The organism is Campylobacter concisus, from assembly GCF_002165815.1.
Taxonomy (GTDB): domain Bacteria; phylum Campylobacterota; class Campylobacteria; order Campylobacterales; family Campylobacteraceae; genus Campylobacter_A; species Campylobacter_A concisus_BH.
Window position 1 is genome coordinate 168,647 of record NZ_NDYN01000006.1, and the last position, 25,842, is coordinate 194,488.

The 25,842-nt window shown below is 42.2% G+C and carries 23 protein-coding genes and 1 pseudogene; 3 read left to right on the top strand and 21 right to left on the bottom strand.

Annotation, left to right across the window (positions count from 1 at the left end; all coding sequences use genetic code 11):
• Window positions 1–528: 528 nt before the first annotated feature.
• The 5 genes and pseudogenes from B9N65_RS07530 to fliK form a co-directional block, all read right to left on the bottom strand.
• A complete protein-coding gene (locus tag B9N65_RS07530; RefSeq protein ID WP_087583423.1) occupies window positions 529–2,970 on the bottom strand; it encodes a molybdopterin-dependent oxidoreductase in 2,442 nt (813 codons plus the stop codon).
• Window positions 2,971–2,990: 20 nt separating this feature from the next.
• On the bottom strand, window positions 2,991–3,560 hold the full coding sequence (locus B9N65_RS07535) for a cytochrome c-type protein TorY (protein WP_021087024.1): 570 nt from the start codon (window positions 3,558–3,560) through the stop codon (window positions 2,991–2,993).
• Window positions 3,561–3,726: 166 nt separating this feature from the next.
• Complete coding sequence (locus B9N65_RS07540; protein ID WP_087583424.1) at window positions 3,727–5,328, bottom strand: flagellar hook-basal body complex protein; 1,602 nt, start codon at window positions 5,326–5,328, stop codon at window positions 3,727–3,729.
• A 5-nt stretch (window positions 5,329–5,333) separates the two neighbouring features.
• Window positions 5,334–6,041: a flagellar basal body rod modification protein gene (locus tag B9N65_RS07545; protein ID WP_004317379.1), complete on the bottom strand. Its 708-nt coding sequence runs from the start codon at window positions 6,039–6,041 to the stop codon at window positions 5,334–5,336.
• Between the two features lie 121 nt (window positions 6,042–6,162).
• Window positions 6,163–6,361: pseudogene (gene fliK / locus B9N65_RS11485) on the bottom strand (flagellar hook-length control protein FliK); the annotation flags it as partial.
• 1,250 nt (window positions 6,362–7,611) lie between these two features.
• Here fliK and typA point away from each other — a divergent pair.
• Complete coding sequence (gene typA / locus B9N65_RS07555) at window positions 7,612–9,414, top strand: translational GTPase TypA (RefSeq protein WP_087583426.1); 1,803 nt, start codon at window positions 7,612–7,614, stop codon at window positions 9,412–9,414.
• 1,058 nt (window positions 9,415–10,472) lie between these two features.
• Here the strand turns inward: typA and B9N65_RS07560 are convergent.
• Genes B9N65_RS07560 through B9N65_RS07585 form a run of 6 tightly spaced genes read right to left on the bottom strand, consistent with a single transcriptional unit; the run spans window position 10,473 to window position 14,902 of the window.
• Complete coding sequence (locus B9N65_RS07560; protein WP_087583427.1) at window positions 10,473–10,895, bottom strand: Sua5 YciO YrdC YwlC family protein; 423 nt, start codon at window positions 10,893–10,895, stop codon at window positions 10,473–10,475.
• Window positions 10,873–11,775, bottom strand: coding sequence for a DMT family transporter (locus B9N65_RS07565; RefSeq protein ID WP_087583428.1), 903 nt, complete (start codon window positions 11,773–11,775; stop codon window positions 10,873–10,875). The genes B9N65_RS07560 and B9N65_RS07565 overlap by 23 nt, the downstream gene beginning before the upstream one ends.
• Window positions 11,776–11,780: 5 nt before the next feature.
• Complete coding sequence (locus B9N65_RS07570; RefSeq protein ID WP_087583429.1) at window positions 11,781–12,458, bottom strand: DUF799 domain-containing protein; 678 nt, start codon at window positions 12,456–12,458, stop codon at window positions 11,781–11,783.
• Window positions 12,448–12,852 (bottom strand): DUF4810 domain-containing protein, encoded by a 405-nt coding sequence (locus tag B9N65_RS07575; protein WP_087583430.1) that lies wholly within the window; start codon window positions 12,850–12,852, stop codon window positions 12,448–12,450. Before B9N65_RS07575 ends, B9N65_RS07570 begins: the two co-directional genes overlap by 11 nt.
• Window positions 12,837–13,505 (bottom strand): CsgG/HfaB family protein, encoded by a 669-nt coding sequence (locus B9N65_RS07580; RefSeq protein ID WP_087583431.1) that lies wholly within the window; start codon window positions 13,503–13,505, stop codon window positions 12,837–12,839. Before B9N65_RS07580 ends, B9N65_RS07575 begins: the two co-directional genes overlap by 16 nt.
• Window positions 13,506–13,549: 44 nt before the next feature.
• Entirely contained in the window at window positions 13,550–14,902 is a 1,353-nt protein-coding gene (locus tag B9N65_RS07585; RefSeq protein WP_087583432.1) for an MATE family efflux transporter, read from the bottom strand.
• 151 nt (window positions 14,903–15,053) lie between these two features.
• On the opposite strand from B9N65_RS07585, the gene B9N65_RS07590 reads away from it, so the two are divergent.
• Together B9N65_RS07590 and B9N65_RS07595 are read left to right on the top strand one after the other, a co-directional pair.
• Window positions 15,054–15,833 (top strand): acyl-CoA dehydratase activase, encoded by a 780-nt coding sequence (locus tag B9N65_RS07590; protein ID WP_087583433.1) that lies wholly within the window; start codon window positions 15,054–15,056, stop codon window positions 15,831–15,833.
• Window positions 15,820–16,977, top strand: a complete 1,158-nt coding sequence (locus B9N65_RS07595) for a double-cubane-cluster-containing anaerobic reductase (RefSeq protein ID WP_087583434.1) — start codon at window positions 15,820–15,822, stop codon at window positions 16,975–16,977. The genes B9N65_RS07590 and B9N65_RS07595 overlap by 14 nt, the downstream gene beginning before the upstream one ends.
• Before the next feature lie 119 nt (window positions 16,978–17,096).
• Here B9N65_RS07595 and B9N65_RS07600 read toward each other — a convergent pair whose 3' ends face one another.
• The 10 genes from B9N65_RS07600 to B9N65_RS07645 form a co-directional block, all read right to left on the bottom strand.
• A complete protein-coding gene (locus B9N65_RS07600; RefSeq protein ID WP_087583435.1) occupies window positions 17,097–17,762 on the bottom strand; it encodes a hypothetical protein in 666 nt (221 codons plus the stop codon).
• A 115-nt stretch (window positions 17,763–17,877) separates the two neighbouring features.
• Window positions 17,878–18,540: a hypothetical protein gene (locus B9N65_RS07605; RefSeq protein WP_087583436.1), complete on the bottom strand. Its 663-nt coding sequence runs from the start codon at window positions 18,538–18,540 to the stop codon at window positions 17,878–17,880.
• A complete protein-coding gene (gene purF / locus B9N65_RS07610; protein WP_087583437.1) occupies window positions 18,537–19,874 on the bottom strand; it encodes an amidophosphoribosyltransferase in 1,338 nt (445 codons plus the stop codon). The genes B9N65_RS07605 and purF overlap by 4 nt, the downstream gene beginning before the upstream one ends.
• A 260-nt stretch (window positions 19,875–20,134) precedes the next feature.
• The gene (gene dapB / locus B9N65_RS07615) at window positions 20,135–20,905 is read right to left on the bottom strand and encodes a 4-hydroxy-tetrahydrodipicolinate reductase (RefSeq protein ID WP_087583438.1); all 771 of its coding nucleotides are present in this window, start codon (window positions 20,903–20,905) and stop codon (window positions 20,135–20,137) included.
• 343 nt (window positions 20,906–21,248) lie between these two features.
• Entirely contained in the window at window positions 21,249–22,187 is a 939-nt protein-coding gene (locus B9N65_RS07620) for an NAD(P)/FAD-dependent oxidoreductase (protein WP_021089477.1), read from the bottom strand.
• Between the two features lie 9 nt (window positions 22,188–22,196).
• Complete coding sequence (locus B9N65_RS07625) at window positions 22,197–22,643, bottom strand: hypothetical protein (RefSeq protein WP_021083954.1); 447 nt, start codon at window positions 22,641–22,643, stop codon at window positions 22,197–22,199.
• On the bottom strand, window positions 22,643–22,957 hold the full coding sequence (gene trxA, locus B9N65_RS07630) for a thioredoxin (RefSeq protein WP_021092602.1): 315 nt from the start codon (window positions 22,955–22,957) through the stop codon (window positions 22,643–22,645). Before trxA ends, B9N65_RS07625 begins: the two co-directional genes overlap by 1 nt.
• A gap of 73 nt (window positions 22,958–23,030) precedes the next feature.
• Window positions 23,031–23,372 (bottom strand): YraN family protein, encoded by a 342-nt coding sequence (locus B9N65_RS07635; RefSeq protein ID WP_087583439.1) that lies wholly within the window; start codon window positions 23,370–23,372, stop codon window positions 23,031–23,033.
• Window position 23,373: 1 nt separating this feature from the next.
• Complete coding sequence (locus B9N65_RS07640) at window positions 23,374–24,636, bottom strand: homoserine dehydrogenase (protein ID WP_009295030.1); 1,263 nt, start codon at window positions 24,634–24,636, stop codon at window positions 23,374–23,376.
• Window positions 24,633–25,841 carry an LL-diaminopimelate aminotransferase gene (locus tag B9N65_RS07645; protein WP_009295028.1) on the bottom strand — a complete coding sequence of 403 codons (1,209 nt, stop codon included), beginning with the start codon at window positions 25,839–25,841 and terminating at the stop codon, window positions 24,633–24,635. Before B9N65_RS07645 ends, B9N65_RS07640 begins: the two co-directional genes overlap by 4 nt.
• Between the last annotated feature and the right edge of the window lies 1 nt (window position 25,842).

Genomic DNA, 25,842 nt, shown 5'->3' on the forward strand with positions numbered 1-25,842 from the left:
ATAAATTTGAACTACTAGAAAATGCTGATATTATGTGCGTGGGGGCATTGCTTGTGGCTATCGACAACGCAGTTGGTTATGATTGGTCTGCTCTTATTAAATTTAACAAGAAAACTTAGCAGCATGAAAATTTACGACGAAATTTAGTCGCTTCAGACTTAAATCTAAAATTTACTAACAAATTTTTAGCCAAATTTACACTGACTGCGAAATTTGCTCTGCAATCATCTTGATCTAAAAACAAATATAGGTAGCATTTTGCCTTTTTAAAGATATAGAAATTTGTTTGCTTTGTAGCTTTTGATCAGGCGATAAAGCGTGCCTAAATTTGCAAAAATAAATTTAGTAACGATCATTTTGATTTTTTAGATAAATTCTAGCACCAGTTGTTTTCAATAAGTGATATTTAGCGCTTTAGAGCAGGTTGATTGACTAACTATGGATCAAATTTAAGCCACAAGATATTTTGATTAAAAGCAGCAAATGATCAAATTTAGCCCCCAAGTGAGGGCTAAATTTATATAAATTCTACAAAGATTGTAAAATTTTTGGTTTAGAAAACGCAGTGATCGGTTTGATCTCACCTTTATATTTTTCTAAATTTACAAGGATCGTGTGTCCGCAGTTGCTTTGAGCGATGCTAGATGTGCCTTTGTCGCGAGTTAGGACATTGACGCAGCCATGCTTGCAAAGGCTCTTTTCGCCTAGCACTTCAGGATCGTACCACGCACCCTCGCAGATGGCGATGACGTGCTCTGGGATGATGTCGGTGACAAGCGCGCCAACCAAAATTTCGCCTCTGTCGTTAAATACTCTCACCACGTCGCCAGTTGCGATGCCTTTTGCTTTGGCGTCATTTACGTTTATTAGCATTGGCTCTCTAGCGCTCACCTCAGCGTAGTTTCTGATTATTGAGTTATTTAGCTGTGAGTGGAGGCGGTATCTTGAGTGTGGGGTTGTGACGCTAAATGGATACTTTTTGGCTTTTTCGCTGCCAAGCCACTCAAACGGCTCGATCCAAGCAACGTGTGGCGCAAAGTCTTTGTAACCAAATTTAGCGATAGTTGGAGAGTAGAGCTCTATCTTGCCAGATGGCGTGCCTAGGCGGTTTTTGTGAGGATTTTCTCTAAAAGCGCTAAGCCTTGTGTAGTATCTGCTCGCTTCGTCATCTTGCTCAAATCTAACATATCCCTCTTTCCAAAACTCATCAAAGCTTGGCATCTTGACATTTATGCCTTTGGCTTGCTCGGCTGCGTCTGCGTAAAATTCTTTCGCCCAGCCAAGCTCATCTTTGCCCTCTGTAAAGACCTCTTCTCTGCCCCAGCGTTTGCAGATTTGTGAGCAGATCCAGTAATCGCTCCTGCTCTCGCCCATAGGCTCTACGACAGGCTTGTAAGCCACGATGTATTCGTTTGTAGGCACGCTTTGATTGATGTCGTTTCTCTCGACTTCGAGTGCTACTGGCAAGACGATGTCGCTTAGTTTTGCTGTGCTTGTCCAAAATGGCTCAGCAGTTATTACAGTGTCAAATTTACGCCACGCTTTTACGGCGTTATTTACATCCTGATGCCTTGTAAACATCGATCCAGACGCCATATAAGCCACTCTCATGTGTGGTAGCTTGATCTTTGAGCCGTCATAGTCTATCTCTTTGCCAGGGTTTTGCAAAGCCTCGATCGATCTTGAAGATGGGATGGTGACGTTTTTAAATTTCTTCCAAGGAGCGCCATCTACGTTGTCGTATTTCTCGCTTATGCTAGTGCTGATGCCTTTTAGTGACGGAGCGATCTTGTCTGTAGCGCCATTTGAGTGGTAGAGGTTAAACTCGAAGCCAAGTCCCTCTTTGCCTATCTGACCTAGCATCGCGCTAAGTGTTACGATACCCCAAAAGCTCATCTCGCCGTGATCTTGTCTTTGAAGTGATCTGCCTGCGATGATGACGCTTGGCTCTTTTGCAAGTGCTGTTGCAAATTTTGCGATATCCTCAGCTTTTACTCCGCAAATTTTGCTAGCCCAGTTGATATCTTTGACTACCTTGTCGGTTGTGCCAAGCAGGTAGTCTTTAAATTTATTAAAGCCAACTGTGTATTTTTTGATAAATTCTTCGTCATAAAGCTTGTTTTCATATAGATAGTGGCACATGCCAAGCATCATTGCTACGTCGGTATTTGGACGAACGATGATAGCTTCAGAGTCAAGGTATCTTGTGGTGTCGTTTTTAAAGACGCAAACGCTATAAGTTTTTATGCCTGCCTCTTTTATCTTTTTGATGCCAAGATAGCCATCATGTGTTGGTGGTTGCCATGAAATTTGATCAGTTACAAGTGGGTCAGTGCCCCAAAATACAACATTTTTAGCGTTTTTAGCGATAGCCTCCCACTTTGTCGGAGCATCATAAACGGCGCTGTTGCCTAGGACGTGAAGCATGATAACAAGGCCAGCACCCGTTGAGTAGTCGCCGCTCTCTTCTACATATCCGCCAAGCACTTTTAGCATCCTGTGACCAACAGTCCTACCCCAGCTGATCTTGCCGCTACCGCCCCACCAGTAGCACTCGCCGTAGATGCTCTCAGGGCCATACTTATCAAAATTTTCTTTTAAGGCTTTTGCTGCTAGATCAAGGGCAGTCTCCCAGCTAACGCGCACAAATTCCTCTTTGCCACGAAGCTCGCTCTTTGCTGCGCCTTTTGCTTTTAGATAGCTCTTTCTTACGTATGGATAGAGCACGCGGCTCTCGTTTTGGATGAGGTCTGGCAAGCTGTTGTTCATGGTATTTGGAAATTTATCGCCCTCAAATGGATCGACGGAGACGATTTGGTTTGAGTTGGTATTTGCCCAAAATAGGCCAAATCTATTTGCGCCAAAGGTCTTGCTTTGATCAAAGATGGTCTTTGTCACGCCCTCTATCTTGTTTGCCTGCGCTGCTGTGGCAGCAAGTGCAGAAAATTTTATAAAATCTCGTCTTTTCATATTTTCTCCCTTATGAAAATTTATTTTACTTTTTTGGCATTGTGTTGTAGGTATTTAAGCACTAAATTTAGGTCAGTTTCATCTAGTGCGACAAATTTCGCATCGACCATACCAGATAAATTTGCTGGCCACTGAGCGGCTGTAAAGCTATTTGGTTCATGCAGCCTGTGACATGCTGAGCAGGTCTCTTCGTAAATTTTCTTTGCCTTTGCGTAAAGCTCTTTTTGGTTGCCACCAAGCGCATCATTTGGCACTTCATAAAGCCCATCAACTTGGTACCAAACCTCGCCGTAGTCATCTTCAAGATCTTTTACTTTTTTGAAATTTGCCTCGCTCTCGTCATCAAAAGCTACAAAGACTTCAGGATCTTCTACGCTTCTTTGAAGCTGAGCCAAGTAGTTTGCCGACACTACACCACTAACCTTGATCTTGCTCGTTTTATCGCCTTTTTCTAAGACTTCAACTGGCGTTAAAACCTCGATCTTACCGATCATCTTGCCATCAAGTGTAATGTTTGCGTCTTTTGCGATCACATCAGCACCAAAGGCAAGACTACAAGCTAGCACTGGGGCTAAAAATAGCATTTTCATTTAACAATCCTTAAAAAAAGAAATTAAATGAATTTTATAACCAGCATGCTTAAAATTATATTGATATATTTAGAGAAAAGTAAGTATTTTAGGGGATTTGAAAGGGCTAAAGTAAATTTAAAGTTATAAAAATAGGGCGATCGCTCGCCCAAATTTACTTTAAGGATTATTTCTTCATCTGGATAGCGGTTTGTATCATCTCATCGCTTGTCGTGATGCTTTTTGCGCTCGCTTCGTAGGCCTTTTGCGTGACGATCACCTCGCTTAGTGCTTGGCCAAGATCGACATTACTCATCTCAAGCTTGTTTGCTAAAATTTGCGCCCCATAAACGGTCTCGCCAGCTTTGTTTTTGTAAAAAAATGGCTCGCCAGAGTTGGCTGTGGCTTCATAGAGATTGTCGCCAACCTTTGCCACGCCTTGGTCATTTATGAAGTGATAAAGCGCCACTTTTGCCACCGCAAATGCACGAGTGTTGTCGAAATTTGCCATGATGTTGCCGCGGTCATCGACGCTATATTTTGATAAAAGCCCCTCAGCGTATCCATCTCTTTTTATGTTGAAATCTTTTCTAGCGTTTGCTGAGCTTGTCATGCCGTTATAAACGTCCGCATCGCCGTCGCCCTCGAAGTTTAAATTTACGCCGCCAACGCTCGTTAGTGTATTTGCCACAAGCCTGCCGCTGCCATTAAATGTAAGCGAGCCCATCGCTGTGTTTTGCACGGCTCCGCTAGCGTCAGTTATCGTTGCCACCGCGTCCCAGATAGTTTGGTCGCCAGTTTGTGGGATCTGCTTGGTTAAATTTATAGTGACCAAACTTTTTGTGCCGTCTGCGTTGTAGATGTCAGAGGTTAGTTTCTCTTTGTTTGGCACTTCAACGAGCGAGGTGACTTCAGCATTTACCTCTAAATTTGCAAAATCCATAAATTTAAGGCTCTTGTCGTTTATTTGCCAAGTGCCATCACCCTCAAGCGTGGTTGAAAACTCGCTAAATTTACCATCGCCGTCTTTTACTTTTACAACCACGCTGTCACCAGCTTTTGCGCCAAGAGATGTGGTGCTTAGCGGGATCTGTCCGTTTAGTGAGATCGTCTTGTTTGTATTATCAAGCGTGTAGGCGTATTCGCTAGCCTCAAGCGCTGTCGTTTTTTTATCTGTTATGCGGGTTGAGTTTAGGTTGCCTTTTAAGCTAATATTTGTAGTGGCCTCAGCTGGCATAAATAAAAAATGAGGCAGTGTTATGCCCTTTTGCGAGCCAGGATCGCCCAGACTTAGCTCCTCTTGCGAGACTGTGTAAGCTTGTGGGGCGCTTGAAGTTTGACCATATTTTTTAAGGGCAGTTGCACTTGGTGTGGTCGGAGTGAAATTTGCAAGCGTGCCAAGGAGTAAATTTCCCCTAGTATCTACTAAATTTCCAGCCGCATCTATATCAAAAGTGCCTGTTCTTGTGTAGTAGTTTTTGCCTGTCTTATCGACAACGCCAAAGAAGCCATCTCCGCCTATGGCAAGGTCAAAGTTGTTATCAGTGCTTTGAAAGCTACCATTTGACATATCAAGTGCAGTCGTTTGCTTGGTAGCTCCAAGCCCCACTTGATCGCTAGTTGGACCACTTCCTGCTGAGACTAGGTTTTGGTTTATTAAATTTTTAAACTCAGGGATTGAAGCTTTGAAACCGACATTGTTTATGTTTGAAATGTTGTTTGACCAAACATCCATGCCAAAGCTTTGCGTCTTGATGCCGCTAACCCCGTTGTAAAAACCTCTCATCATGGCTTTTAGCCCTCGTAATATTCAGATACTTTATCCATTGAAACGTATTCGCCAGCTACCTTCATCATAGCCTTGCCATCTACAAATTTCACCGCCTCGACTGGGTAGTTGCCTACTTGTGTTTTATACTCTTTGCCATCTTTGCCAGTGTAAGTCGCTGAAATGGTGTATGAGCCATTTGGCACTTGGTTGCCAGACGCGTCTTTGCCGTCCCAAGCTAGGTTATGAACGCCTGCATTTGTCTCATTTAGATCAGTTGTTCTTACGACTTGACCATTTGCGTTTTTGACCTCGATTTTGCCATTTGCAAGATCTGTCTTAAAGTAAAGCGCAAATTTTGCATCTTTTTTCTCATCTGTTAGTGTGACTGCATTTGAGCCAGTTGAAACCATCTTGCCAAGGGCTGAGATAGCGTAGGCATTTGCGTTTGACTTTAGCTGACTTACTAGCTCTTTCATCGCTTTGTTTGTATTTTCTTGCATCTCGACTGATGCTAGCTGGCTAGTTTGCGTTAGCATCTTTTCAGTATCCATAGGGCTTGTTGGGTCTTGGTACTGAAGCTCGGTTAAAAGTAGCTTCATAAATGCATCTTTATCTAGCTGTCCATTTGGATTAGTTCCTGTGCTAGCTGCAGCGTCTTGTCTTGCTTTTGCCTTTTTCTCGGCATTTTTTTGTTGCGTTGTTTGTGTAGTTATATCTGAAACTGAAGCCATAATCTCTCCTAAATATATCTTGGTATTACTAGCTCAAGCAAGCTTTGTTCCGCTTGAGTGTTTTCGCTCTCGTCGCTTTGATTTGAGCTATATTTGTTCTTTGCTTGTTCTCTTTTTTCTTGTCTTTGGTTTTGGTCTGAGAAATTCATTTCAAGCTCGGTAAATCCCATATTTACAAGGCTGTTTTTAAACTCAGCTTGGTTTTGTAAAAAGAGGTTCATCGTAGCTGTGGTCGAGCTAAAATTTACATGCAAGTTATTGCCGCGATTAACCATCGTGATCTCGACCTCGCCTAAATTTAGCGGATTAAGCGTGATGTTAAAGCGAGTGATCGGCGCTTTGTAGTTTTGCACCTGCTCTTTTAGCGTAGAAGAGAAGTTGCTAAGCGTCTCTTTTATCTCCGCCTTTGTTTGAAGCTGGTGTTTAGCGCTGTTTGCGATATCTTTTACCATTTGATTTAGCTCTGATTTATTATCACTGCTAAATGTCTCCTCACTTGGCTCAGCCTCGCTCATCTGCTCTCTTTCTGGAAAGAGTAGCGACTCAAGAGTTGGGGCTTTTTGCGCCTTTTGCTCGTGTAAATTTACCTTTACTTTTGGCTCTTTTGGCTGCTCCTCTGGCTCAACATCCACTAGCTCATCATCAAGCTTTACTTCGCTATCATCTAGCTTTTTAGGCTCTTCTTTGACTAAATTTTTAACTTCGCTGACTGGATTTGCCACAACCTCTTTTAGCAAAGTATCAAGCTTTACGACCTCTTTTGGCTCATTTTTGATGATAGTTTGCTCGACCTCATTTTTTAGTTCTTTTAGGTAAAAAGGCTTGTCTTCAGTCTTTATCGGAGTGAAAAATTCCTGCTTGCCCAAATTTTTAAACATCTCGTTTAGTTTTGGCACGTCTTCATTCGAAATTTCTATATTTTCAAGGCCAAGGTCAAATTTCTTAGCAAGGTCGATAAGATCGCTAACGCTTTTAACATTGCTAAGCTCTTCAACGTTTTGGGGCACACTTAAGAAATTTGCTATTTTGTCGCTGAAATTTGGAAATTTACTTACTTTTTCATTGCCATTTAGAATTTCCAAAACTTGCAAAAGCTGCATGAAATTTGCATTTTCATAGAGCTCATTTTTTGTATCTTCGTCCAAATTTTCTTCAAGTGCGGCTGAAATTTTTGCCACGCTTTCGTTTTGCGCCTTTTCTATCGTCTCTTTTTGGATATCAACAGTTTTTACTATCTCTTTGACATCCTTTTCGGTGATCTTTTGACCGCTATTTGCCTTGCTCGCAGCCGCATCCAAAACCATCGACAAAAACTCGCCGTTGTTTTGAGACTTCTTCGCAGCTGCAGGCTTTTTAGTAGCCGCAGGAGCTAGCAAATCTACGTTGTTTTTCGCTGTGTAAGCTTGCATTTAATCCCTTTAAATTTAAAAACTTAACGCTTACATGCAAAATCTATTCCAAAAATTAATTTCTTGATATCAGCTTAAAATTTATAAAAATTTGGCTATAATCTGCCCCTATTTTAAAACTGATAAAGCGAAAAATATCAAACTAATAAACGGAGAAACATTTGGAAAAGATACGAAATATAGCCGTTATCGCGCACGTCGACCACGGTAAAACAACAATGGTTGATGAGCTTTTGAAGCAGTCAGGAACATTTAACGAGCATCAAAACCTTGGCGAGCGTGTAATGGATAGCAACGACATCGAAAGAGAGCGTGGCATCACGATCCTTTCTAAAAACACCGCCATTCGCTACAAAGATACAAAGATCAACATCATCGACACCCCAGGCCACGCCGACTTTGGTGGCGAGGTAGAGCGTGTTCTTAAGATGGTTGATGGCGTTTTACTACTTGTCGATGCGCAAGAGGGCGTTATGCCACAAACTAAATTTGTCGTCAAAAAGGCGCTCTCACTTGGACTTCGCCCAATCGTCGTCGTAAATAAGATAGATAAACCAGCAGGCGATCCAGACCGCGTTATAAATGAAATTTTTGACCTTTTTGTAGCACTTGATGCAAATGACGAGCAGTTAGAATTTCCAGTCGTTTATGCAGCTGCAAAAAATGGCTACGCAAAATTAAAACTAAGCGATGAAAACAAAGATATGCAGCCACTTTTCGAGACTATCCTAGCTCACGTGCCAGCTCCAAGTGGCAGCGACGAGAACCCACTTCAGCTTCAAGTTTTCACGCTTGATTATGATAACTATGTCGGCAAGATCGGCATTGCGAGAATTTTTAACGGCAAGATAGCTAAAAACCAAAACGTTATGCTCACAAAGGCTGATGGCACGAAGACAACTGGTAGAATTTCAAAACTCATCGGCTTTATGGGACTTGATAGGATCGATATAAATGAGGCTGGCACTGGCGACATCGTAGCGATCGCTGGCTTTGACGCGCTTGACGTTGGCGATAGCGTCGTTGATCCAAACAACCCTCATCCGCTTGATCCGCTCCATATCGAAGAGCCAACACTTAGCGTTGTATTTTCTGTAAATGATGGCCCACTAGCAGGCACTGAGGGCAAACACGTCACATCAAATAAGATCGATGAGCGCCTTGCAAATGAGATGAAGACAAATATCGCGATGAAGTATGAAAACATCGGCGAGGGCAAATTTAAAGTAAGCGGCCGTGGCGAGCTTCAGATCACTATCTTGGCTGAAAATATGCGCCGTGAGGGCTATGAGTTTTTACTTGGCAGACCTGAGGTCATCGTAAAAGAGATAAACGGCGTAAAATGCGAGCCATACGAGCTTTTAGTGATTGATGCGCCTGATGATACGACAGGCACAGTCATCGAAAAACTAGGCAAAAGAAAAGCTGAAATGGTCTCTATGAACCCAACAGGCGACGGCCAAACAAGGATCGAATTTGAGATCCCAGCGCGCGGACTTATCGGCTTTAGAAGCCAGTTTTTGACTGATACAAAAGGCGAGGGCGTTATGAACCACAGCTTTTTGGAGTTTAGGCCACTTAGCGGCACCGTCGAGCACAGAACAAACGGCGCTTTAGTTTCTATGGAAAACGGCGTAACGCTTGCTTATTCGCTATTTAACTTGCAAGATCGTGGTGTGCTATTTCTTGATCCGCAGGCAAAAGTCTATGTGGGTATGATCATCGGCGAGCACAGCCGTCCAAACGACCTTGATGTAAATCCAATAAAAGGCAAAAACCTAACGAACGTGCGTGCAAGCGGTAGTGACGATGCGATCAAGCTAGTACCGCCTAGAAAGCTAAGTCTTGAGCGTGCGCTTGAGTGGATAGAGGACGACGAGCTAGTTGAGGTTACGCCTATAAATATCCGCGTTCGCAAGCGCTATTTAGACCCAACAGAACGCAAAAGAAAAGCAAAACTATAATCCAAATTTGCTAGCAAATTCCCTTTGGTGCCAGCCAAAGGGCTAGCAAGTGAAATAAAATCCAAAAACCAAATTTAATAATCAGCTTGTAAATTTATCTATTTATGCCAAGTGGAGTGGGCTAAATTTAGCCAAATTTAGGGCTTGGCTACTGTAAATTTATAAAGGCTATTTTTTGATTCTGGCGCTTCAAATTTGTAAATTTATGATTGGTAAGTAAATTTGCCTGACTCTTATGCCGTCGCTAGAAATTTATAGAGTAGTTTGCGTTTTACAAAGACTATTTTGCCCGTGAAAAAGCAACTAGCTGTGGTGATTAATTTTGCTTATTTAAATTTGCGAAATGGCTAAATTTAGGTTTTGAGGGCTGTTAAATTTACTTATTTGACTATCTCTACACTAAAATTTTGGCAGTGGCTAAAATTTTAAATTTGTGGTTTGAGTGATTTTTCTTATGCGATTGTAGCGGTGTTGCGTCTAATGGCTACTTTGTTTGCACAAACGAGCTAAATTTAGTGAAATTTGGTTTTTACTTCTAAAATTATGCAAGATAGAGGTTTTGTAAAATTAAATTTATATCAACTGGTGCTTGAGTAAAAAGAGAATGCAGTAGTTTGCATAATTTAAATTTCTATGAGGCGGATTTGGAGTGAGCCTTATGGTGAAAAAGCAGACTAAATTTAATGAAATTTAGTCCTTTCTTGCTCTAAATTTGTAAATTTATGCGAGTTGGTAGGTTTTGATCGATATAAATTTTGGTTTTGTAGGCATTATATATTGGCTCAAATTTATATTGGTTAGTGCTTGGCTAAAGTTGCTGACCTTAAATTTCAAAAAAAATAGTCTGGGACGAGGTTTATGATAAAAAATAGGCTAAATTTAGCCCAGCTATTTGCAAATTTATCTAGTTAGCAGAGCTATGTTGGTTTAAATTTAGGTTTTAACTAAAAAATACTTTTCTAAAACCGCTCTTGCTAGCTGTGAAATTTAGCAAATTTATCACCTCAAACCACAACAAAAACCACTCAAATTTACAAAAGTCCAGGGCGTAAATTTAACTAGCGGATCTTTTTTAGTTTGGATTTTGAAATTTTATAAATTTTTGATGGTCTATCTTCAAAAAATCGTTCATCAACAACTTCATCAGCCACGCTTCTAGCCCAAATTTCATCAAATTTCATACCATTTTTGTTTGCGCTGCTTGAGTAAAGCCAGTCAAATTTGCTTAGGAAATTCTCATGTTCGCACCCTTTTACGACCCTGATCGCCTTTAAATTTGGATATAAAAATGTCGTTTTTCTCGAGCGACGGATGAAATTTTTATACTTTTTTGGCGCTCTAGCAAGCCCATTTAAAACATTAAATTTAGCCGTCGTGATGAGGCAAGGTTTGCCCTCGTTTCGCATTTTGGCGTGGTTTATCTCTTTGTAGTCTTTGCTTAAAAAGCCAGCCGTCGTGTCAGTTTGCGCTAGGTATATCATCTCTCTTCTTTGAAAGTAAAAATATGCATGATATGATGAGAGCAAAGCCTAAAAAGTCCCAAAAGACGAATTTTGTCCCAAGCCAAAAATAGCCAAAAAAGGCCGCACTTAGTGGCTCTATGCAGGCTATCATGCTAGCTTTTGAAGCGCCTATGAGCTTAACTCCAGTCATATAAAAGCTAAATGCAAATATCGTACCAAGCGTGATGACGGCGAGAAATGCCAGCCACTGCGCCGTGCCACTAAGCCCCGCAAACTCCCACACTCTCATATAAAGGCAAAGCACCACGCCGCCTATCACCATGCCCCAGCCAAGCGTGAGCGTGACTGAGTATTTGGCGTTTAGTCTTGTGGGAGCTAGGTTATAAACGCAGACGCAAACGGCACTTACTAAGCACCAAAATAGCGCTTCTGGTGAGATGACAAGGGCTGAAATTTGCGCATGAGTAGCCAAGAAAAAGACGCCAAGCATCGCGCAAAGCAGAGCCAAAATTTCAAGCGGTTTTGGTGCTCGCCTCTCTTTTAGGCAGATGATGGCTAGGATGAGGACCGGGGCTGTGTATTGGATAACTGTCGCAACTGCGGCGTTTGAGAGCTCGATCGAGTAAAAGTAGGCATACTGCGTCATCATAAGTCCAAGTAGGGCATACGTGAGAAGCTCAGCCATCAGTTTTACGTCAGTAAGTGGCGCAAGAACGGCTTTTTTAGCCTTAAAGGCGTAGTAGAGCACGATAAAAGCGCCAGCTAGCAAGAGCCTATAAGGCACTAAAAAATCAGCGCTTATGCCTTGCGAGAAGAGATACTGCCCGCAAACTCCGCTAAATCCCCAAAGAACGCCACCAACTAGCGTAAGAAGCACTCCAAGTTGATGGCTGGACATTAAATTTATCTATCTTTATGTAGCTGGGCGTCTTTGCCGTAGTGAGGCGAATAAGGCCCATAAAGTATGCAGTCGTGGCAATTTCTAGAAAAGAGGTAGGCATCAGCTCTTACTGCTAGGTCGTATGATCTATCTGAGATGGTGTTTGCCACCTGCGTGATGACGGCTGAGACTAGCATGCCAAGCAGGCTGTTTTGCCCATTACCGCTATCCTCTGCGGCTGCTGCCTCGCCCTGCCAAAGCGTCGCGCCACTTTTTATATCGACTAGCTTTGCTTCAAGCACTACCTTTGTAGAACTTGAGACCACGACGTAGCTTGTGCCATAGTCTTTTATATTTATGTAAAGCACGCTATCGGCATGAAAAATTTTATCAAGCTTATTTAGAGGCACGGCTGCGATCTCGCTAGGTTCGGTTATGCCATTTTGCTTAAATGTATCATTTACAAGAGCCACTGGAAATACATAGTACCCAGCCTCGCTAAGTGGGGCTACTGAGTTAGCTAGAACCGCTGCTGAGCCAGCAACCTCGGTGCTATCGTTTGTTGGCATTAGCACTAGGATGGAGCGTGGCTTTTTTTGCAAAAAGGCTGAGTAGTCGTATGGCTCAGGCTCTTTGAAAGAACAACCCGCAAAAAATATCGCAAGAAGCGTCACAGCTATAAATTTCAGGCTATTTTTCATCTTTCGCTCCCTCTTTTTTGCTCTGCTTTTTCGGGGTTAAATTTTTAGAGCCTTTGATGAAATTTATAAATTCTCTTGACTCTGGGAAATTTTGCACCTCTTTGTCAAAATTTGCATTTGCAGCGCCTAAATTTCCGTTATTTAAGTATAAAAGTCCAAGGTGTGCATAAAGCCCTGGCGCAACCTTGTAGCCCCTTTGGGTTGAGTTTTGCACTAAATTTTCTAAGCGTGAAATTTGCTCAGTTGCGTCGCCATCTTCGTTTAGATAGCTATATAGCGAGCTACTATATGTGCCGTCCCAGTAGTAAAGCGACCTTGGGCCACTTGCGTTGCTACATCCTGCAACTAAGAGTGCAAGAGCGCCAAGGCAGGCAAGCCCTATTTTACTTGCCATGCTCCGCTTTCTATGCCATTTACTAGGTTATTTACCGCTTCAACTATCGCTAGGCTTAGCACCTTGCCATTTAGCGTAGAGTCGTATCCTGCAGTGCCGCCAAAGCCGATTATTTCTCTGTTTGAAAGGGTGTATTCGCCAGCGCCGCTAACTGAATAGACGACCTCAGCGGTTTTGGTATCGACAATGTTTAAATTTACCTTTGAGTAGGCGGTTTGCTTTTTGCCTTTGCCAAGTATGCCAAATAGCTCGTGATCGCCTGTTGTTTTGCGGCCAAATTCAGTCACATCGCCAGTTATGACGTATCTTGAGCCTTTTAAATTTTGAGCCTCTTTACTTAGCTCGCTCTCTTGTTTGAGGACTGACATATTTGATCTATCAAGCACCGAAAATCTACCGCTTTGCTGTAAATTTGTGATCAAGATGCTTTGAGCTTGGTTGCCAAGTCTATCCTCGCCGTCACCAAAAACGCCATTTTGATAGGCTGATTGGTTATTAAAGCGACCAATAGAAACTGAGACTTTTTTGCCGTTATAAACTGAGCCGTAGCTTGCTACTTTTGGAGTTTCAACCACTCTTGAGCTCTCGCTTGCACATCCAGCAAAAAGTGCTGCGATCACTAGAGCTGCACTAAATTTTAAAACATTTTTCATCTTTATCCTTTGTGACAAAATCGTGTGTATATTACTACTTTTTTTTAAATGACTCGAAATTTCACCCACGTGCCATTTGCGTATCTGCGCACAAAGAGCACCGCCTTTACTGCCCAGTCGGCAAACATCGCAAACCAAGTGCCTATCATGCCAAGATCAAACGTGAGCGCAAATATATAAGCTAGCACGATCCTGCAGGCAAACATGCAGGCTAAATTTACTATCATCGGATATTTTGCGTCCCCAGCAGCTCGAAAAACGGTCGGATAGGTGTAGGCAAGCGGCCAGATAAGGCACATCGCGATGCCGTGATACCAGACGATCTGCCTTGTTAAATTTATGGCCTCGCTTGAGAGATTATAAACGTGAAGTAGCGGCTCAAGAAGTAGTAAAACTACAGCCGTGCTAAAAAGCTGCACGATGTAGATGCTTAGCATCGATTTTCTCACGTAAAATTTAGCCTGATTAAAGTCATTTGCACCGATGCATCTAGCCACGACAACGCTTAGACCTGTGCCTATCGCCATGCCAGGGAGCACCTGAAACATCACGATCGTCCCGCCTACGGCATTTGCAGCGATGCTTGCCGTGCCAAAGAGCGAAACAAGGCTCAAAACGATGATGCGACCCACGTAAAACATCGAATTTTCAAAGCCATAAGGCACGCCGATATTTAAAATTTTCTTGATGATCTCGTAGTCAAATTTATAGATAAGGCTCTTTCTTATGTGAAGTTTTAGCTTTATATCAAGTAGCAGATAGACTATGACAAAGCAAGCGATCGCCCTAGCTATAAGCGTGCTAATGGCGATACCAAGCACCCCTGTGTGAAATGTGTAGATGCTAATGGCAGTAAGCAGCACATTTAGTAAATTTGCAGCCGCCATGATATACATAGGTAGCTTTGCGTTTGACATCGTGCGAAAGATCGCTGCAGCTGCTGCATAGACGGCTAAAAAGGGCGCTGAAATGGCGGAGAAAACGAGGTAGTGGCTAGCATCGCTCCTCACTTGCTCGCCGATATCGCCAAAGACTTTATCTAAGATGAGGTCTTTTAAAAGGATGATGGCAATGGCTATAAAGATGGCAAAAATTAGGCTAAACCAAACTAGCTGATCGGCGGTATTTCTGGCGTTGCCGCTTTGTTTGCTGCCTAGATACTGGCTAGCGACCACCGAGCCACCAGTGGCTATGGCGGTAAATATACTAATAAATAGCGCCATGACAAACTCCACAAGGCTTACCGCACTCACCGCACTTTCGCTAACGCTTTCTGCCATTAGCGAGTTTGCAAGGCCTAGGCTATACTCTAAAAACTGCTCTACGGCGATAGGGAAAAAGAGCCTTGCAAGGTCGGCATTTGAGAAAAATCTCTGCTCGCTTGTCAAATTTTTCAAATTTCATCCCCTTTGTAAAGTGTGGGTAAATTATAAATTTTAAAAGGTGAAAAGGCTATAAATTTTGGGTCTTATTTATTGACAAATTTGTCTTAAAGTGAGTAAAATCACGCCAGTTCTAAGTTTTAGAAAGACCTTTTTTGGATACAAAATGCACTCAATCGGAATCGATATAGGCTCAACATCTGCAAAGGTTGCCGTCATAGAGGCAAGTAGCGGCGAGATAAAGGAGCTCTTTTTGCTCCCAACTGGCTGGAGCAGCGCAGATACGGCCATGCTTATAAAAGAGCGAATTCTAGCTTTAGACCTTGGCGAGCTATATTTTACTGCGACAGGTTACGGCAGAGTTTCGGTGCCATACGCTGACAAAACCCTTACAGAGATCACCTGTCACGCGCTTGGAGCGCACTACTTTTGCAAAAGCGACTGCACAGTTATAGACGTGGGCGGACAAGATACGAAGGCTATCAAGCTTGAAAATGGCTCGGTGATGGACTTTACGATGAATGACAAGTGTTCAGCTGGCACTGGTAAATTTCTAGAAGTGATGTCAAACCGCCTTGGAGTTAGGTTTGATGAGCTGACAAACCTTGCTAAAAATAGTGACAAAGATATATCCATAAGCTCGATGTGTACGGTCTTTGCAGAGTCTGAGATCATAAGTCTCATCGCTCAAAATGTCTCACGAGAAAATATCGCAAAAGCGGTGATCATCTCAGCTATAAATAAAATTTCAAATTTGGTCAAAAAACAGGCAAATACGAGCTATTTCTTAAGCGGCGGCTTTAGTAAGAGCGAGTATGTAAGAGAAAATTTAGAAGCGTGCTTGCAAGCTAGCGTCAGCACGCACAAAGATGCGATCTACTGCGGTGCGATAGGCGCTAGCCTTGCAGGGATAAGAAATTTAAGGAGAGAAAATGGCGATAAATGAGAGTATGAGTTTGAGCGAAATTTTCGCTACCTATGATGGCGCTAAGAAAAATTTAGCCCAAAATGTTGAAGCAGTCAAAAATAGCGGACAAAAGATCGCGGCTATCTTTTGCACCTACACGCCAAGAGAGATCATCCACGCAGCAAATGCCCACAGCGTGAGTGTCTGCGCTACTGGTGATAACGCAGTGGTTGAAGGCGAAAAGTACCTGCCTAAAAACCTCTGCCCGCTCATAAAGGCAAGCTATGGCTTTGCCAAGGCAAACAAGTGCCCATTTGTGCGAAACTCTGATATCGTTATCGGCGAGACTACCTGCGACGGCAAGAAGAAGATGTATGAGCTAATGGGTGAATTTAAAGACGTCCACGTCATGCACCTGCCACACTTTAAGAGCCAAAAGAGCCTGGAGCTTTGGCAAGATGAGGTTAGGGAGCTAAAGGAGCGGTTGGAGGCTAAATTTGACGTGAAAGTGAGCGATGAGGAGCTTAGAAACTCTATCAGGCTATTTAACAAAGAGCGCGAGCTGATGGGGGAAATTCAAAATTTCATGAAACTAACGCCACCACCGATGAATGGCAAAGAGCTGCACGCACTGCTATATGGAAATGGCTTTATATTTGATAAAGCTGAGCAGATAAGCGACCTTGAGATCATCGTAAATAAGCTAAAAGAGTGTGTGAGGGACAAAATTTTACCCGTGCATAAGGACGCCAAACGCATCATCATCACAGGCTGTCCAAGTGGCGGGGTCTATGACAAGATCGTGCCAGCCATAGAAGAGGCTGGTGGCGTCGTGGTGGCTTACGAAAACTGCACTGGAACTAAAAACTTTAGCAACCTTGTCGATGAAAATGACGATCCAATTAGCGCCATAGCAAAGCGCTACATGGCTATACCTTGCTCGATCATGTCGCCAAATAAAGATAGAGAAAATGTGCTTCAAGAGATGATAAAAGAGTATAAGGCGGACGGCGTGATCGACGTTGTGCTGCAAGCCTGTCACACCTACAACGTAGAAACTGCTAATATAAAAAGGGCGTGCAATGACGTAGATACGCCTTATATGGCGCTTGAGACGGACTTTTCTACAAGCGATGCTGGGCAGATCAAGACAAGGCTCGAGGCATTTATAGAGATGCTTTAGGATAAATTTAAAAGAGTAGGGGGTAAATTTAGCTTTAAATTTAAAATAGCTGACTTTAAATGCAGTGAAATTTACTAAATTTACAAGTCAGCTAAAGTGAATGAAAATACTTTATTTAATTATTTTATTTTTTCTAAAAGCAACCAGCTTGAATAACCACCGTGGATATATCGCATGTGCTTATAATCATAAAGAACCGAATTCCACTTCTCATCACCATTTTTCATTTTGTCGTTATACTCTTTTGTCTTTTCTTTGTCGCCTAAATATTTATACATATCGCGTAGATCTCTACATATATAGGCACTTTTTAGTTCATTGCAGCCATATTCAAGCATTTTTACGTCTGCTTTTGACTCAGAAAGGGCTTTTGCATAATCAAATTCTTGATTTTTTATTTTTGTGTAATCATCACTTCTTTTTGAAAAATAAACTATTTTCCATTTTATCAAATCAAGAGCTGGTATATTGCACGCTGGAGCAAATTTTTTATCGTAGCAGTATTCTGGAATGGTTTTTTCGTAGAATTTCATAACCTTTTTAAGGTCTTTACTCTCTAAAGCTTCTAATTTTTCTAGCGAAAGACAACCTAGATCATTGCCTTTATCAAAGCACCAGTATTTAGCATTGTCACCGCCAATTTCTTTAGTATTTTTTTGAATAAATTCCTTCTCTCCACTATAATCATAATTTGGTTTTTCTTTGCTACTCCCAAAGCCCCAAGCATATACGCTACTTGTGGCCAACACGCTGGTTAAGACTGAAGCTAAAATTTGCTTTTTCATCTTTATACTCTCCTTTTTTTGGTTAAAAAGGCATTCTACCCCCCCCCGTGCTTAAAATAAATTTTAAAAGGGTGCAGGCCCATGAAAAAGTATAAATTTAATGTCTGAGTGCTCGCTAGAAGGTGCAGAGTATGTCAAACAGTCTGCCAAGCTTTTGCATATCATTTAAGAAAAGCTGGTTTGGTTTTTGTGTGAATTCTTTAGCTTCGTCTAGGATCTTGGGCTCAGAGATACTATAAGCAAACTCCTTTTTCAGGATCTTTGCACCCTTTTTATAAACAAATTTTGCCTCGATAAAACTTGCAAAAAAGCTATCATCTCTTAAGTAGTAGTTTGTAGCCGCATTTACAAAAACTGGCTTTTGAGCCAAAAACTCACCGCAAACGCCATTTGGTGATCTAAATTTAACACTCTCAACCACGTCAGGTCTTATCTCATAAAACCTTATCTCGCTAGATTTTTTAAGAGCAAAAACGTCACTAGCTTTGTTTAAATTTATAGAGGCGCTATCAGCTTCAATGACGTTTATAACGCCATTTACGAGAGAGTAGGCACTTGTAGTTTTGTTTTGATCAAGAAAATTTACTATGCCAAAAAATGGCACACTAGCATTTTTATCAGCTAAATTTGGCAGGTTTTTTATTAGTAGCTGCTGCTTTTCGCCACCAAGCTCAAAGTAGCTCACCATGATGGAAATTTCATCCTTTTTGCTAGGTGTCTTTTGCGAGCAGCCCACAAAAAAGAGGGCTGCAAGCAGCAAAACTACTAAGTTTCTCATTTTATAAAGTAATCACCATCAAAGCTTACAAGCGAGTATTTTCTCTCGTTGCCGATACTCTCTTTAAGCTCATCAATGCTTAAAAACTCCAAGCTGTCAGCTCCGATGTACTCTCTTACCTCTTCGACGCTTTTTTTAGCGCTTATTAGCTCCTCAAAGCTTGGTGTATCGATGCCATATCGCTCAGGATACTTGAGCTCAGGGCACGCAACTCTGAAGTGAATTTCTTTCGCCCCCGCGTGCCTTAAGAGATCGACCACCTTTTTAGAAGTAGTGCCACGAACGATGCTATCATCGATCACGACGATACTTTTACCAGCTAGCACGCTTGACATTGGGTTTAGCTTTAGTTTGACCTTTAAATTTCTCATCTCTTGGCTTGGCTCGATAAAGGTTCTGCCCACATAGTGATTTCTAGTGATGGCTAGCTCAAATGGAATTTTGCTCTCGTTTGCGTATCCAAGCGCTGCTGGCACGCCGCTATCTGGCACAGGCACTACAAAGTCAGCCTTTACCTTGCTCTTTCTAGCTAGCACCTCGCCCATCTTTTTTCTCACTTCATAGACGCTTTTGCCCTCTATAACGCTATCTGGGCGCGCAAAGTAGATGTACTCAAAGGCGCAAATTCTAGGCTCTGGCTCGAAAATTTGCAAGCTTTGAAACTCGCTCTTGCCATGCTCAAAAACTATCATCTCGCCAGGTCTAACATCTCTTATAAATGTCGCTCCCACAAGGTCAAACGCGCAAGTCTCGCTAGCTACGATATATCCGCCGTCCTTTAGTCTGCCAAGGCTTAGCGGCCTAACACCCCAGCGGTCTCTGATGGCAAAAGTCTTGTGGCGTGACTGCACGAGCAAGCAGTAAGCACCTTTTATCTTATCAAGTGCTGCGATGATGCGATCTTGTAGGTGTTCGTCGTGGTTTCTTGCGATGAGGTGGATGATGTTTTCGGTGTCCATATTTGTCTGAAATATCGCGCCATCTTTGATGAGCTCGTCTCTAACCTCGTCTTTATTGACCAAATTTCCGTTGTGAACGATAGAAATTTGACCTAGGGCGTAGTTGGCGGCTATTGGCTGGGCGTCACGGCCTGAGTTTTTGCCAGCTGTTGCGTAGCGGTTGTGGCCGATCGCCATGTCGCCTTTTAGTGAGCTCAAAACCTCCTCGTTAAAGACTTCGGTGACTAGACCGTTGCCCTTGTGAGTGGAGATCTCGCCGTCGTTACAGACGCTGATGCCACTTGCCTCTTGACCGCGGTGTTGCATAGAAAATAACGCATAATACGCTGTTTTCGCCGCATCTTTAGAATTTATGATACCAACTATCGCACACATCTTTTATCCTCTTTTCATCTTTTTAAATTTCATCTTTGCAGTTAAATTTCATAGCCAACGCCTAAGCAGCATATTATCCAAAATTCTGGCACATTCGCCGCTATTTGCACCATTTATAACAATCCACATGCGCTAAAACTAAATTTCATCATCTCAAATCAAATTCATTAGCTCTTAAATTTTGACGATTTTTGCGCTCTGACAGGTAGAATTTATCGCCAAATTCTAACTCGTATCTCTTTATATCATCAAGGCTAAATTTAATCATCAAGCCCCAAACTATCGTCTATCGAGTATAGGCCGCTGCTTTGATCTTTTAGCCAGATAGCAGCCTTAATGGCACCTTTTGAAAAGGTTGCTCTACTAGTTGCGGTGTGGTTTAGCTCGATAAATTCGCCGTCATTGTAAAAGCCAACCGTGTGACGACCGACCACGTCGCCGCCACGAAGCGCCATAACCGCGATCTCGTCTTTGCTTCTTGCACCCACCATGCCAGCTCTGCCAGTTACTAAAACATCTTTTAAATTTAGATCTCTTGCCTCTGCCACACAGCCCGCCAAGGTCATCGCAGTGCCGCTTGGAGCGTCCTTTTTGTGTCTGTGGTGCTGCTCGACGATCTCTATATCAAATTCTCTTAAAACTTTCGAAGCTATCCTTGCAATTCTATTTAACACTGCTACACCTAGACTCATGTTTGTTGCGTAGAGTATTGGCATAGTGCCTGATGCTAGGTGAAGCAAGTTTTTCTCATCGTCATTTAGTCCGGTTGTGCCGATAACTAGTGGTTTTGGGTTGGTTCTAGCGTAGTTTAGTAGCGCCACCGTCGCCTCTTTTTGGCTAAAGTCGATGATGACGTCGCACGCTTCAAAAAATTTAGCAAAGTCGTTTGTCAAAAGCTCGCTACTTAAATTTTCAACCTCATTTTTTTGGCTAAAAGCGACGCTTAAAAGCGCATTTTTCTCATCTTTTAAACAAGAGATGATACTCTGAGCCATCTTGCCGCTAGCGCCGTAAAGTCCTATTTTTACCAAAATTTATCCTTTGATTTTTGGTTGAAATTTAACATAAAATTTATTATAGAGAGATTACGAAATGGCTTTTGAAAATAGCTATTTGAGGCTGGAATTTAATTAAAAATTATCATTGTGACAATTACTGCAATCAGAAAAATGGATATTGATTATATTAGAGCGCACTTTTTGCCTATTTTATGCAAAAGAGGTTATGTTCTACCCTAGAGTTATTTTATTAATGCAATTTTTGAAAAAGTGTTCTGATAAGCCTAAAAACCAAGCATTTTAAAAATATAAATTTTATTAAAAATGGTCTATTTTGAAAGAGAAATTTAGCCAAAAATTTGGCTAAATTTGAGTATTAATGTAAGCTTTCTATGTAGCTCATAGCACTAAGTGCAGCCACAGCGCCGTCGCCTGCTGCTACGACCACTTGTTTTGGAGCATCCTCTCTGATGTCGCCTGCTACAAAGAGCCCTTTTAGGCTTGTTTGCATCTTAAGGTTTGTCTTAACCTGTCCGTCATCAGCCATTTCGCAGATAAATTTGCCGTTTTCATCTTTTAAAATTTCGTTATTTACATTTAGTCCGACAAATGTGAAAATGCCCGGCACGTCAAGTACGCGCTCACCATTTTTGGTATCAAGCACGATCTTTGTTAGACCCATATTATCGCCAAGTGCCTCTTTTACAGTCGCACTTGTTATAAACTCGATCTTCTCATTTTTTCTAGCTTTTTCAACGGTTGTTGGCGCCGCTCTAAATTCGTCACGTCTATGCACTAGATAGACTTTTGAGCAGATATTTGCTAGATAAAGTGCCTCTTCAACAGCTGTGTCGCCACCGCCAAGAACGGCTACCTCTTTGTTTTTGTAAAAGAAGCCATCGCATGTTGCGCACGTGCTAACGCCTTTGCCAAAGAACTCGTCCTCGCCTTTAAAGCCAGCACGTCTTGGGGTTGAGCCAGTCGCTACTATGACAGCCTTTGCCTGCTCGCTCTTGCCGCCCTCAAGTAAAATTTCAAAGCTACCGTCGCTATTTTTTCTAACACCAACGACGTTTGCCCACTTATGAACTAATCCAAATGCACTGCACTGCTTCCACCAAGTGCTCATAAAGTCAAAGCCGCTCTCGCCAGGGGCTTTTTGGCCTGGGTAGTTTTCTATCTCTGAGCTAGAGGTGATCTGACCGCCAGGCTCGCCTTTTTCAAACATTACAACATTTTTTAGTCCGCCTCTAGTGGCGTAAAGTCCGGCGCTTAGTCCTGCTGGACCGCCTCCGATGATCGCTAAATCAAGCATAAATTTCCTTTATTCTAAAACATTTATGGACGAATTTTGTTTGTAAATTTCGCCCCTTTGATGAACTATCTCAACACTGCTAGGTAGCTTTGTGATACTTAAATTTCGCATAAGCTCTAGGACTGTATTTATATCTGAGCTTATATATTTTAGTGTTGAGTTTGACTCATATCTTTTTTGAAAGATATCGATTGCCACAACTGTTTCATTTTTGGTTGGTAAAATTTCGTCTAATTTTGATTGATTTGAACTGAAGATTAAAAGCGTGTATTTTGGCTCTTTTGGAGTGAAAATTTCGCTTTTTTCGTAAAAAACTAGCTTCGCAAAATCAACAAATTTATATTGTGAAAAACGATAGTTGCTATACGCAAATGCAGCTGCTATCATAGCTGCACCAAAAAATGAACCAAATATATAGGTAAGAGGAAGCAGACTTCCTCTTCTTTTTTCGCCCATTAAAGAAGCGAATTTAGTTTGTCAGTTAGGGCTTGTTTTGACTGTGCACCGACCATTTGCTCAACTAGTTCGCCATTTTTGAAAAATAGCAATGTTGGGATCGATCTGATGCCAAACTCAACTGCAAGATCTTGCACTTCATCAGTATTTACCTTGCAAATTTTCGCTTTGCCCTCAAAGTCTTCAGCAAGCTCTTCGATAACTGGAGCTAGCATACGGCAAGGTCCGCACCATGGAGCCCAGAAATCTACTAGAGCAACGCCTTCTTTTGTTACATCAAAATTTTCTTTTGTGAGTTCGATGTATTTTCCCATTTGTTCTCCTTATTTTCAAGATGTGGCAATTATACCAAATCAATTTTAAATTTTAGCTAAATAATAAATTTTATTATAAACTAATATTTTCTATCAGCTCAAAATTTTCATTTTTTACAACAAGCAGATCAAGCTGATAGTCCCTGTTTGGCTCATTTTTCATCATATAAAAATTTATTGTTTTTAAAATTTTCATATATTTTGCCTTGTTTAGCCTATACTCCGCTTCGTATCCTCCGCTGGTTGCTTTTACCTCAATAAAATGTAAAATTTTATCGCTACTTAGCGCGATGATGTCGATCTCGCCAAATTTAGAGTGAAAATTTCTCTCTAAAATGACAAAACCAAGCTTGCGCAAAAACTTGCATGCCCTATCTTCAGAGCTCTTGCCAAAGAGATACTCTTTTAGCCCCAAGCTACTCCTCGATCCTCATCATAAATGGCTCTTCTTTTATATACTCTTGCTCTTTTAGAAGCTCTATCGTTCGCTTCGCATTAGCCTCTAAGCTCGTGTGCGTCGTGAAAAATAGCACGGCATACTCGCTCTCATCTTTTGGCTTTTGTAGTAAGCTATCAATCGAGAGGTTGTTCTCACTCATCAAATTTGTTATCTTTGCTAGCACACCCATTTTGTCTTCGACTTTTAACCTAAAATAGTATTTTGTCTTTATCCTGTCGCGATCAAGCAGCTCTAAGGTGTTTAGCTCAAATGGCGCTTTGTATCCAAGCATAGGCGACTTGCTATCTCTTGCGATGTCGATAAGATCGCTAATTACTGCGCTTGCTGTTGCGTCGCCACCAGCTCCTGGGCCATAGTACATCGTCTCGCCAACGACTTCGCCAACGACGCTGATCGCATTTGTCACACCACTTGCCTTTGCTATCATTTTGTTTTGTGGCACAAGCGCTGGATGCACGCGTAGTTCGACCTTGCCCTCACTTTTTTTGGCGATAGCTAGAAGCTTGATCGAGTATTCAAAGTCTTTTGCGAAAAATATATCTTCTGGAGTGATGCCTTGTATCCCTTCGATCAAGATATCTTCTGGATCGCCGTGCACGCCGTATGCGATGCTTGCTAAGATGAGAAGCTTGTGAGCCGTATCAAAGCCACCCACGTCAAAAGTAGGATCAGCCTCAGCGTATCCTAGCTCTTGCGCCTTTTTAAGTGCGTCTTTGAAATTTGATCCTTCATTCATCATCGAGGTTAGGATGTAGTTGCTAGTGCCGTTTAGTATGCCATTTATGCTTAAGATATGGTTGGCACTAAGCCCCTCTCTTAAGGCTCTGATGATCGGTATGCCACCAGCCACGCTTGCTTCAAAGCCAAATGGCGTGTTTTTGGCTAAATTTTGCAAAGCATATCTGTGATAGGCAAGAAGCGCCTTGTTTGCAGTGACGACCGCTTTTTTGCGCTTTAAAATTTCGCTCACCACTCTAAAAGGCTCTTCAACGCCGCCCATAAGCTCGACAAAAACGTCGATATCATCGCGGTTTATGACGCTATTTATATCGTCAGTCAAAGGGATGCCAGCGTCTCTTTTTTTATTTAAATTTCTAACCACACCGATGACTGGCACTATCTCTTCGCCACATCTTGCTGCGATTAGCTTTTTGTTTTTTAGTAAAATTTTTGCAACCGACTCGCCAACGGTTCCAACGCCTAATATCGCTACATTCATTCAAATTCTTTCAAATATTTTTTTATATTTCTTGCTGCTTGTCTTATCCTGTTTTCGTTTTCGATAAGAGCTAAGCGCACGTAGTCGTTTCCGCCCTCGCCAAAACCAATACCTGGACTAACAGCAACTGAAGCCTTTGTAAGGAGCTGCTTTGAGAACTCAAGACTGCCTAAGTGGCTCACCTTTGGCGGAAGTTTCGCCCAGATAAACATGCTAGCATTTGGCTTTTTAAGCTCCCAACCAGCCTGAGCAAAGGCCTCTATCATCACATCTCTTCTTTTTTCATAAATTTGGCGTATCTCTTCAACACAGCTTTGATCGCCGTCAAGTGCGACCGTGGCTGAGACTTGTATCGGCGTAAACATGCCGTAATCAACCCATGATTTTATCTTTTTAAGAGCGGCGCAAAGTCTCTTGTTTCCGCACATGAAGCCAACTCTCCAGCCTGCCATGTTGTAGCTTTTTGAAAGAGTGTAGCACTCGACTGCGACATCTTTTGCGCCTTCTACTTCAAAGATGCTTGGCGTTTTGTAGCCATCAAAGGTAAGATCAGCGTAGGCGATATCTGAGATGACGTAAAATCTCTCTTGCTTTGCGATGCTTACAAGGCGCTCGTAAAAGCTCTTTTGCACGGTCACGGTCGTTGGATTGTGAGGGAAATTTACCACTACGTATTTTGGTTTTGGTGAGCTTGCATGTATCGTCTGGATCAAATTTTCAAAAAATTTATTCTCATCTAGCTCAAATTTATCGTTGTAGTGAAGTGGCATCTTTGCGACACTTCCGCCAGCAAATAAAAACGCTTGCGTGTGTATCGGATATGCAGGGTCAGGCACGATAGCCACGTCACCTGGGTTTATCACGGCTTGAGCAAGATGCACAAAGCCCTCTTTGCTGCCCATGGTGGCAACTGCTTCAGTTTCTGGGTCTAAATTTACGCCGTATTTGCGCTTATACCAGTTGCAAATGGCAAGGCGGAGCTTATAAATTCCAGCACTGGCTGAGTAGCCGTGGGTCTTATCTTTTTGCGCGCTTTCGCATAGTTTATCGACGATGTGCTGCGGTGTTCTGCCCTCTGGGTTGCCCATAGAAAAGTCGATGATATCCTCGCCAGCTCTGCGTGCTGCCATTTTTATAGCATTTACTTCGGCAAAAACGTAGTTTGGCAAACGCTCAATTGTATTAAATCTTATCTCATCAAACACT

What these genes read in the sequence shown, in the direction of transcription:
- B9N65_RS07560 (WP_087583427.1), bottom strand. Translation starts at nt 10,895, where the DNA reads ATGATATACCTAGCGCAAACTGACACGACGGCTGGCTTTTTAAGCAAA.
- B9N65_RS07625 (WP_021083954.1), bottom strand. Translation starts at nt 22,643, where the DNA reads ATGGGCGAAAAAAGAAGAGGAAGTCTGCTTCCTCTTACCTATATATTT.
- trxA (WP_021092602.1), bottom strand. Translation starts at nt 22,957, where the DNA reads ATGGGAAAATACATCGAACTCACAAAAGAAAATTTTGATGTAACAAAA.
- B9N65_RS07570 (WP_087583429.1), bottom strand. Translation starts at nt 12,458, where the DNA reads ATGAAAAATAGCCTGAAATTTATAGCTGTGACGCTTCTTGCGATATTT.
- B9N65_RS07590 (WP_087583433.1), top strand. Translation starts at nt 15,054, where the DNA reads ATGCACTCAATCGGAATCGATATAGGCTCAACATCTGCAAAGGTTGCC.
- B9N65_RS07640 (WP_009295030.1), bottom strand. Translation starts at nt 24,636, where the DNA reads ATGAATGTAGCGATATTAGGCGTTGGAACCGTTGGCGAGTCGGTTGCA.
- B9N65_RS07535 (WP_021087024.1), bottom strand. Translation starts at nt 3,560, where the DNA reads ATGAAAATGCTATTTTTAGCCCCAGTGCTAGCTTGTAGTCTTGCCTTT.
- B9N65_RS07620 (WP_021089477.1), bottom strand. Translation starts at nt 22,187, where the DNA reads ATGCTTGATTTAGCGATCATCGGAGGCGGTCCAGCAGGACTAAGCGCC.
- purF (WP_087583437.1), bottom strand. Translation starts at nt 19,874, where the DNA reads ATGTGTGCGATAGTTGGTATCATAAATTCTAAAGATGCGGCGAAAACA.
- B9N65_RS07545 (WP_004317379.1), bottom strand. Translation starts at nt 6,041, where the DNA reads ATGGCTTCAGTTTCAGATATAACTACACAAACAACGCAACAAAAAAAT.
- B9N65_RS07575 (WP_087583430.1), bottom strand. Translation starts at nt 12,852, where the DNA reads ATGGCAAGTAAAATAGGGCTTGCCTGCCTTGGCGCTCTTGCACTCTTA.
- B9N65_RS07540 (WP_087583424.1), bottom strand. Translation starts at nt 5,328, where the DNA reads ATGATGAGAGGTTTTTACAACGGGGTTAGCGGCATCAAGACGCAAAGC.
- B9N65_RS07565 (WP_087583428.1), bottom strand. Translation starts at nt 11,775, where the DNA reads ATGTCCAGCCATCAACTTGGAGTGCTTCTTACGCTAGTTGGTGGCGTT.
- B9N65_RS07595 (WP_087583434.1), top strand. Translation starts at nt 15,820, where the DNA reads ATGGCGATAAATGAGAGTATGAGTTTGAGCGAAATTTTCGCTACCTAT.
- B9N65_RS07600 (WP_087583435.1), bottom strand. Translation starts at nt 17,762, where the DNA reads ATGAAAAAGCAAATTTTAGCTTCAGTCTTAACCAGCGTGTTGGCCACA.
- B9N65_RS07530 (WP_087583423.1), bottom strand. Translation starts at nt 2,970, where the DNA reads ATGAAAAGACGAGATTTTATAAAATTTTCTGCACTTGCTGCCACAGCA.
- B9N65_RS07580 (WP_087583431.1), bottom strand. Translation starts at nt 13,505, where the DNA reads ATGAAAAATGTTTTAAAATTTAGTGCAGCTCTAGTGATCGCAGCACTT.
- B9N65_RS07605 (WP_087583436.1), bottom strand. Translation starts at nt 18,540, where the DNA reads ATGAGAAACTTAGTAGTTTTGCTGCTTGCAGCCCTCTTTTTTGTGGGC.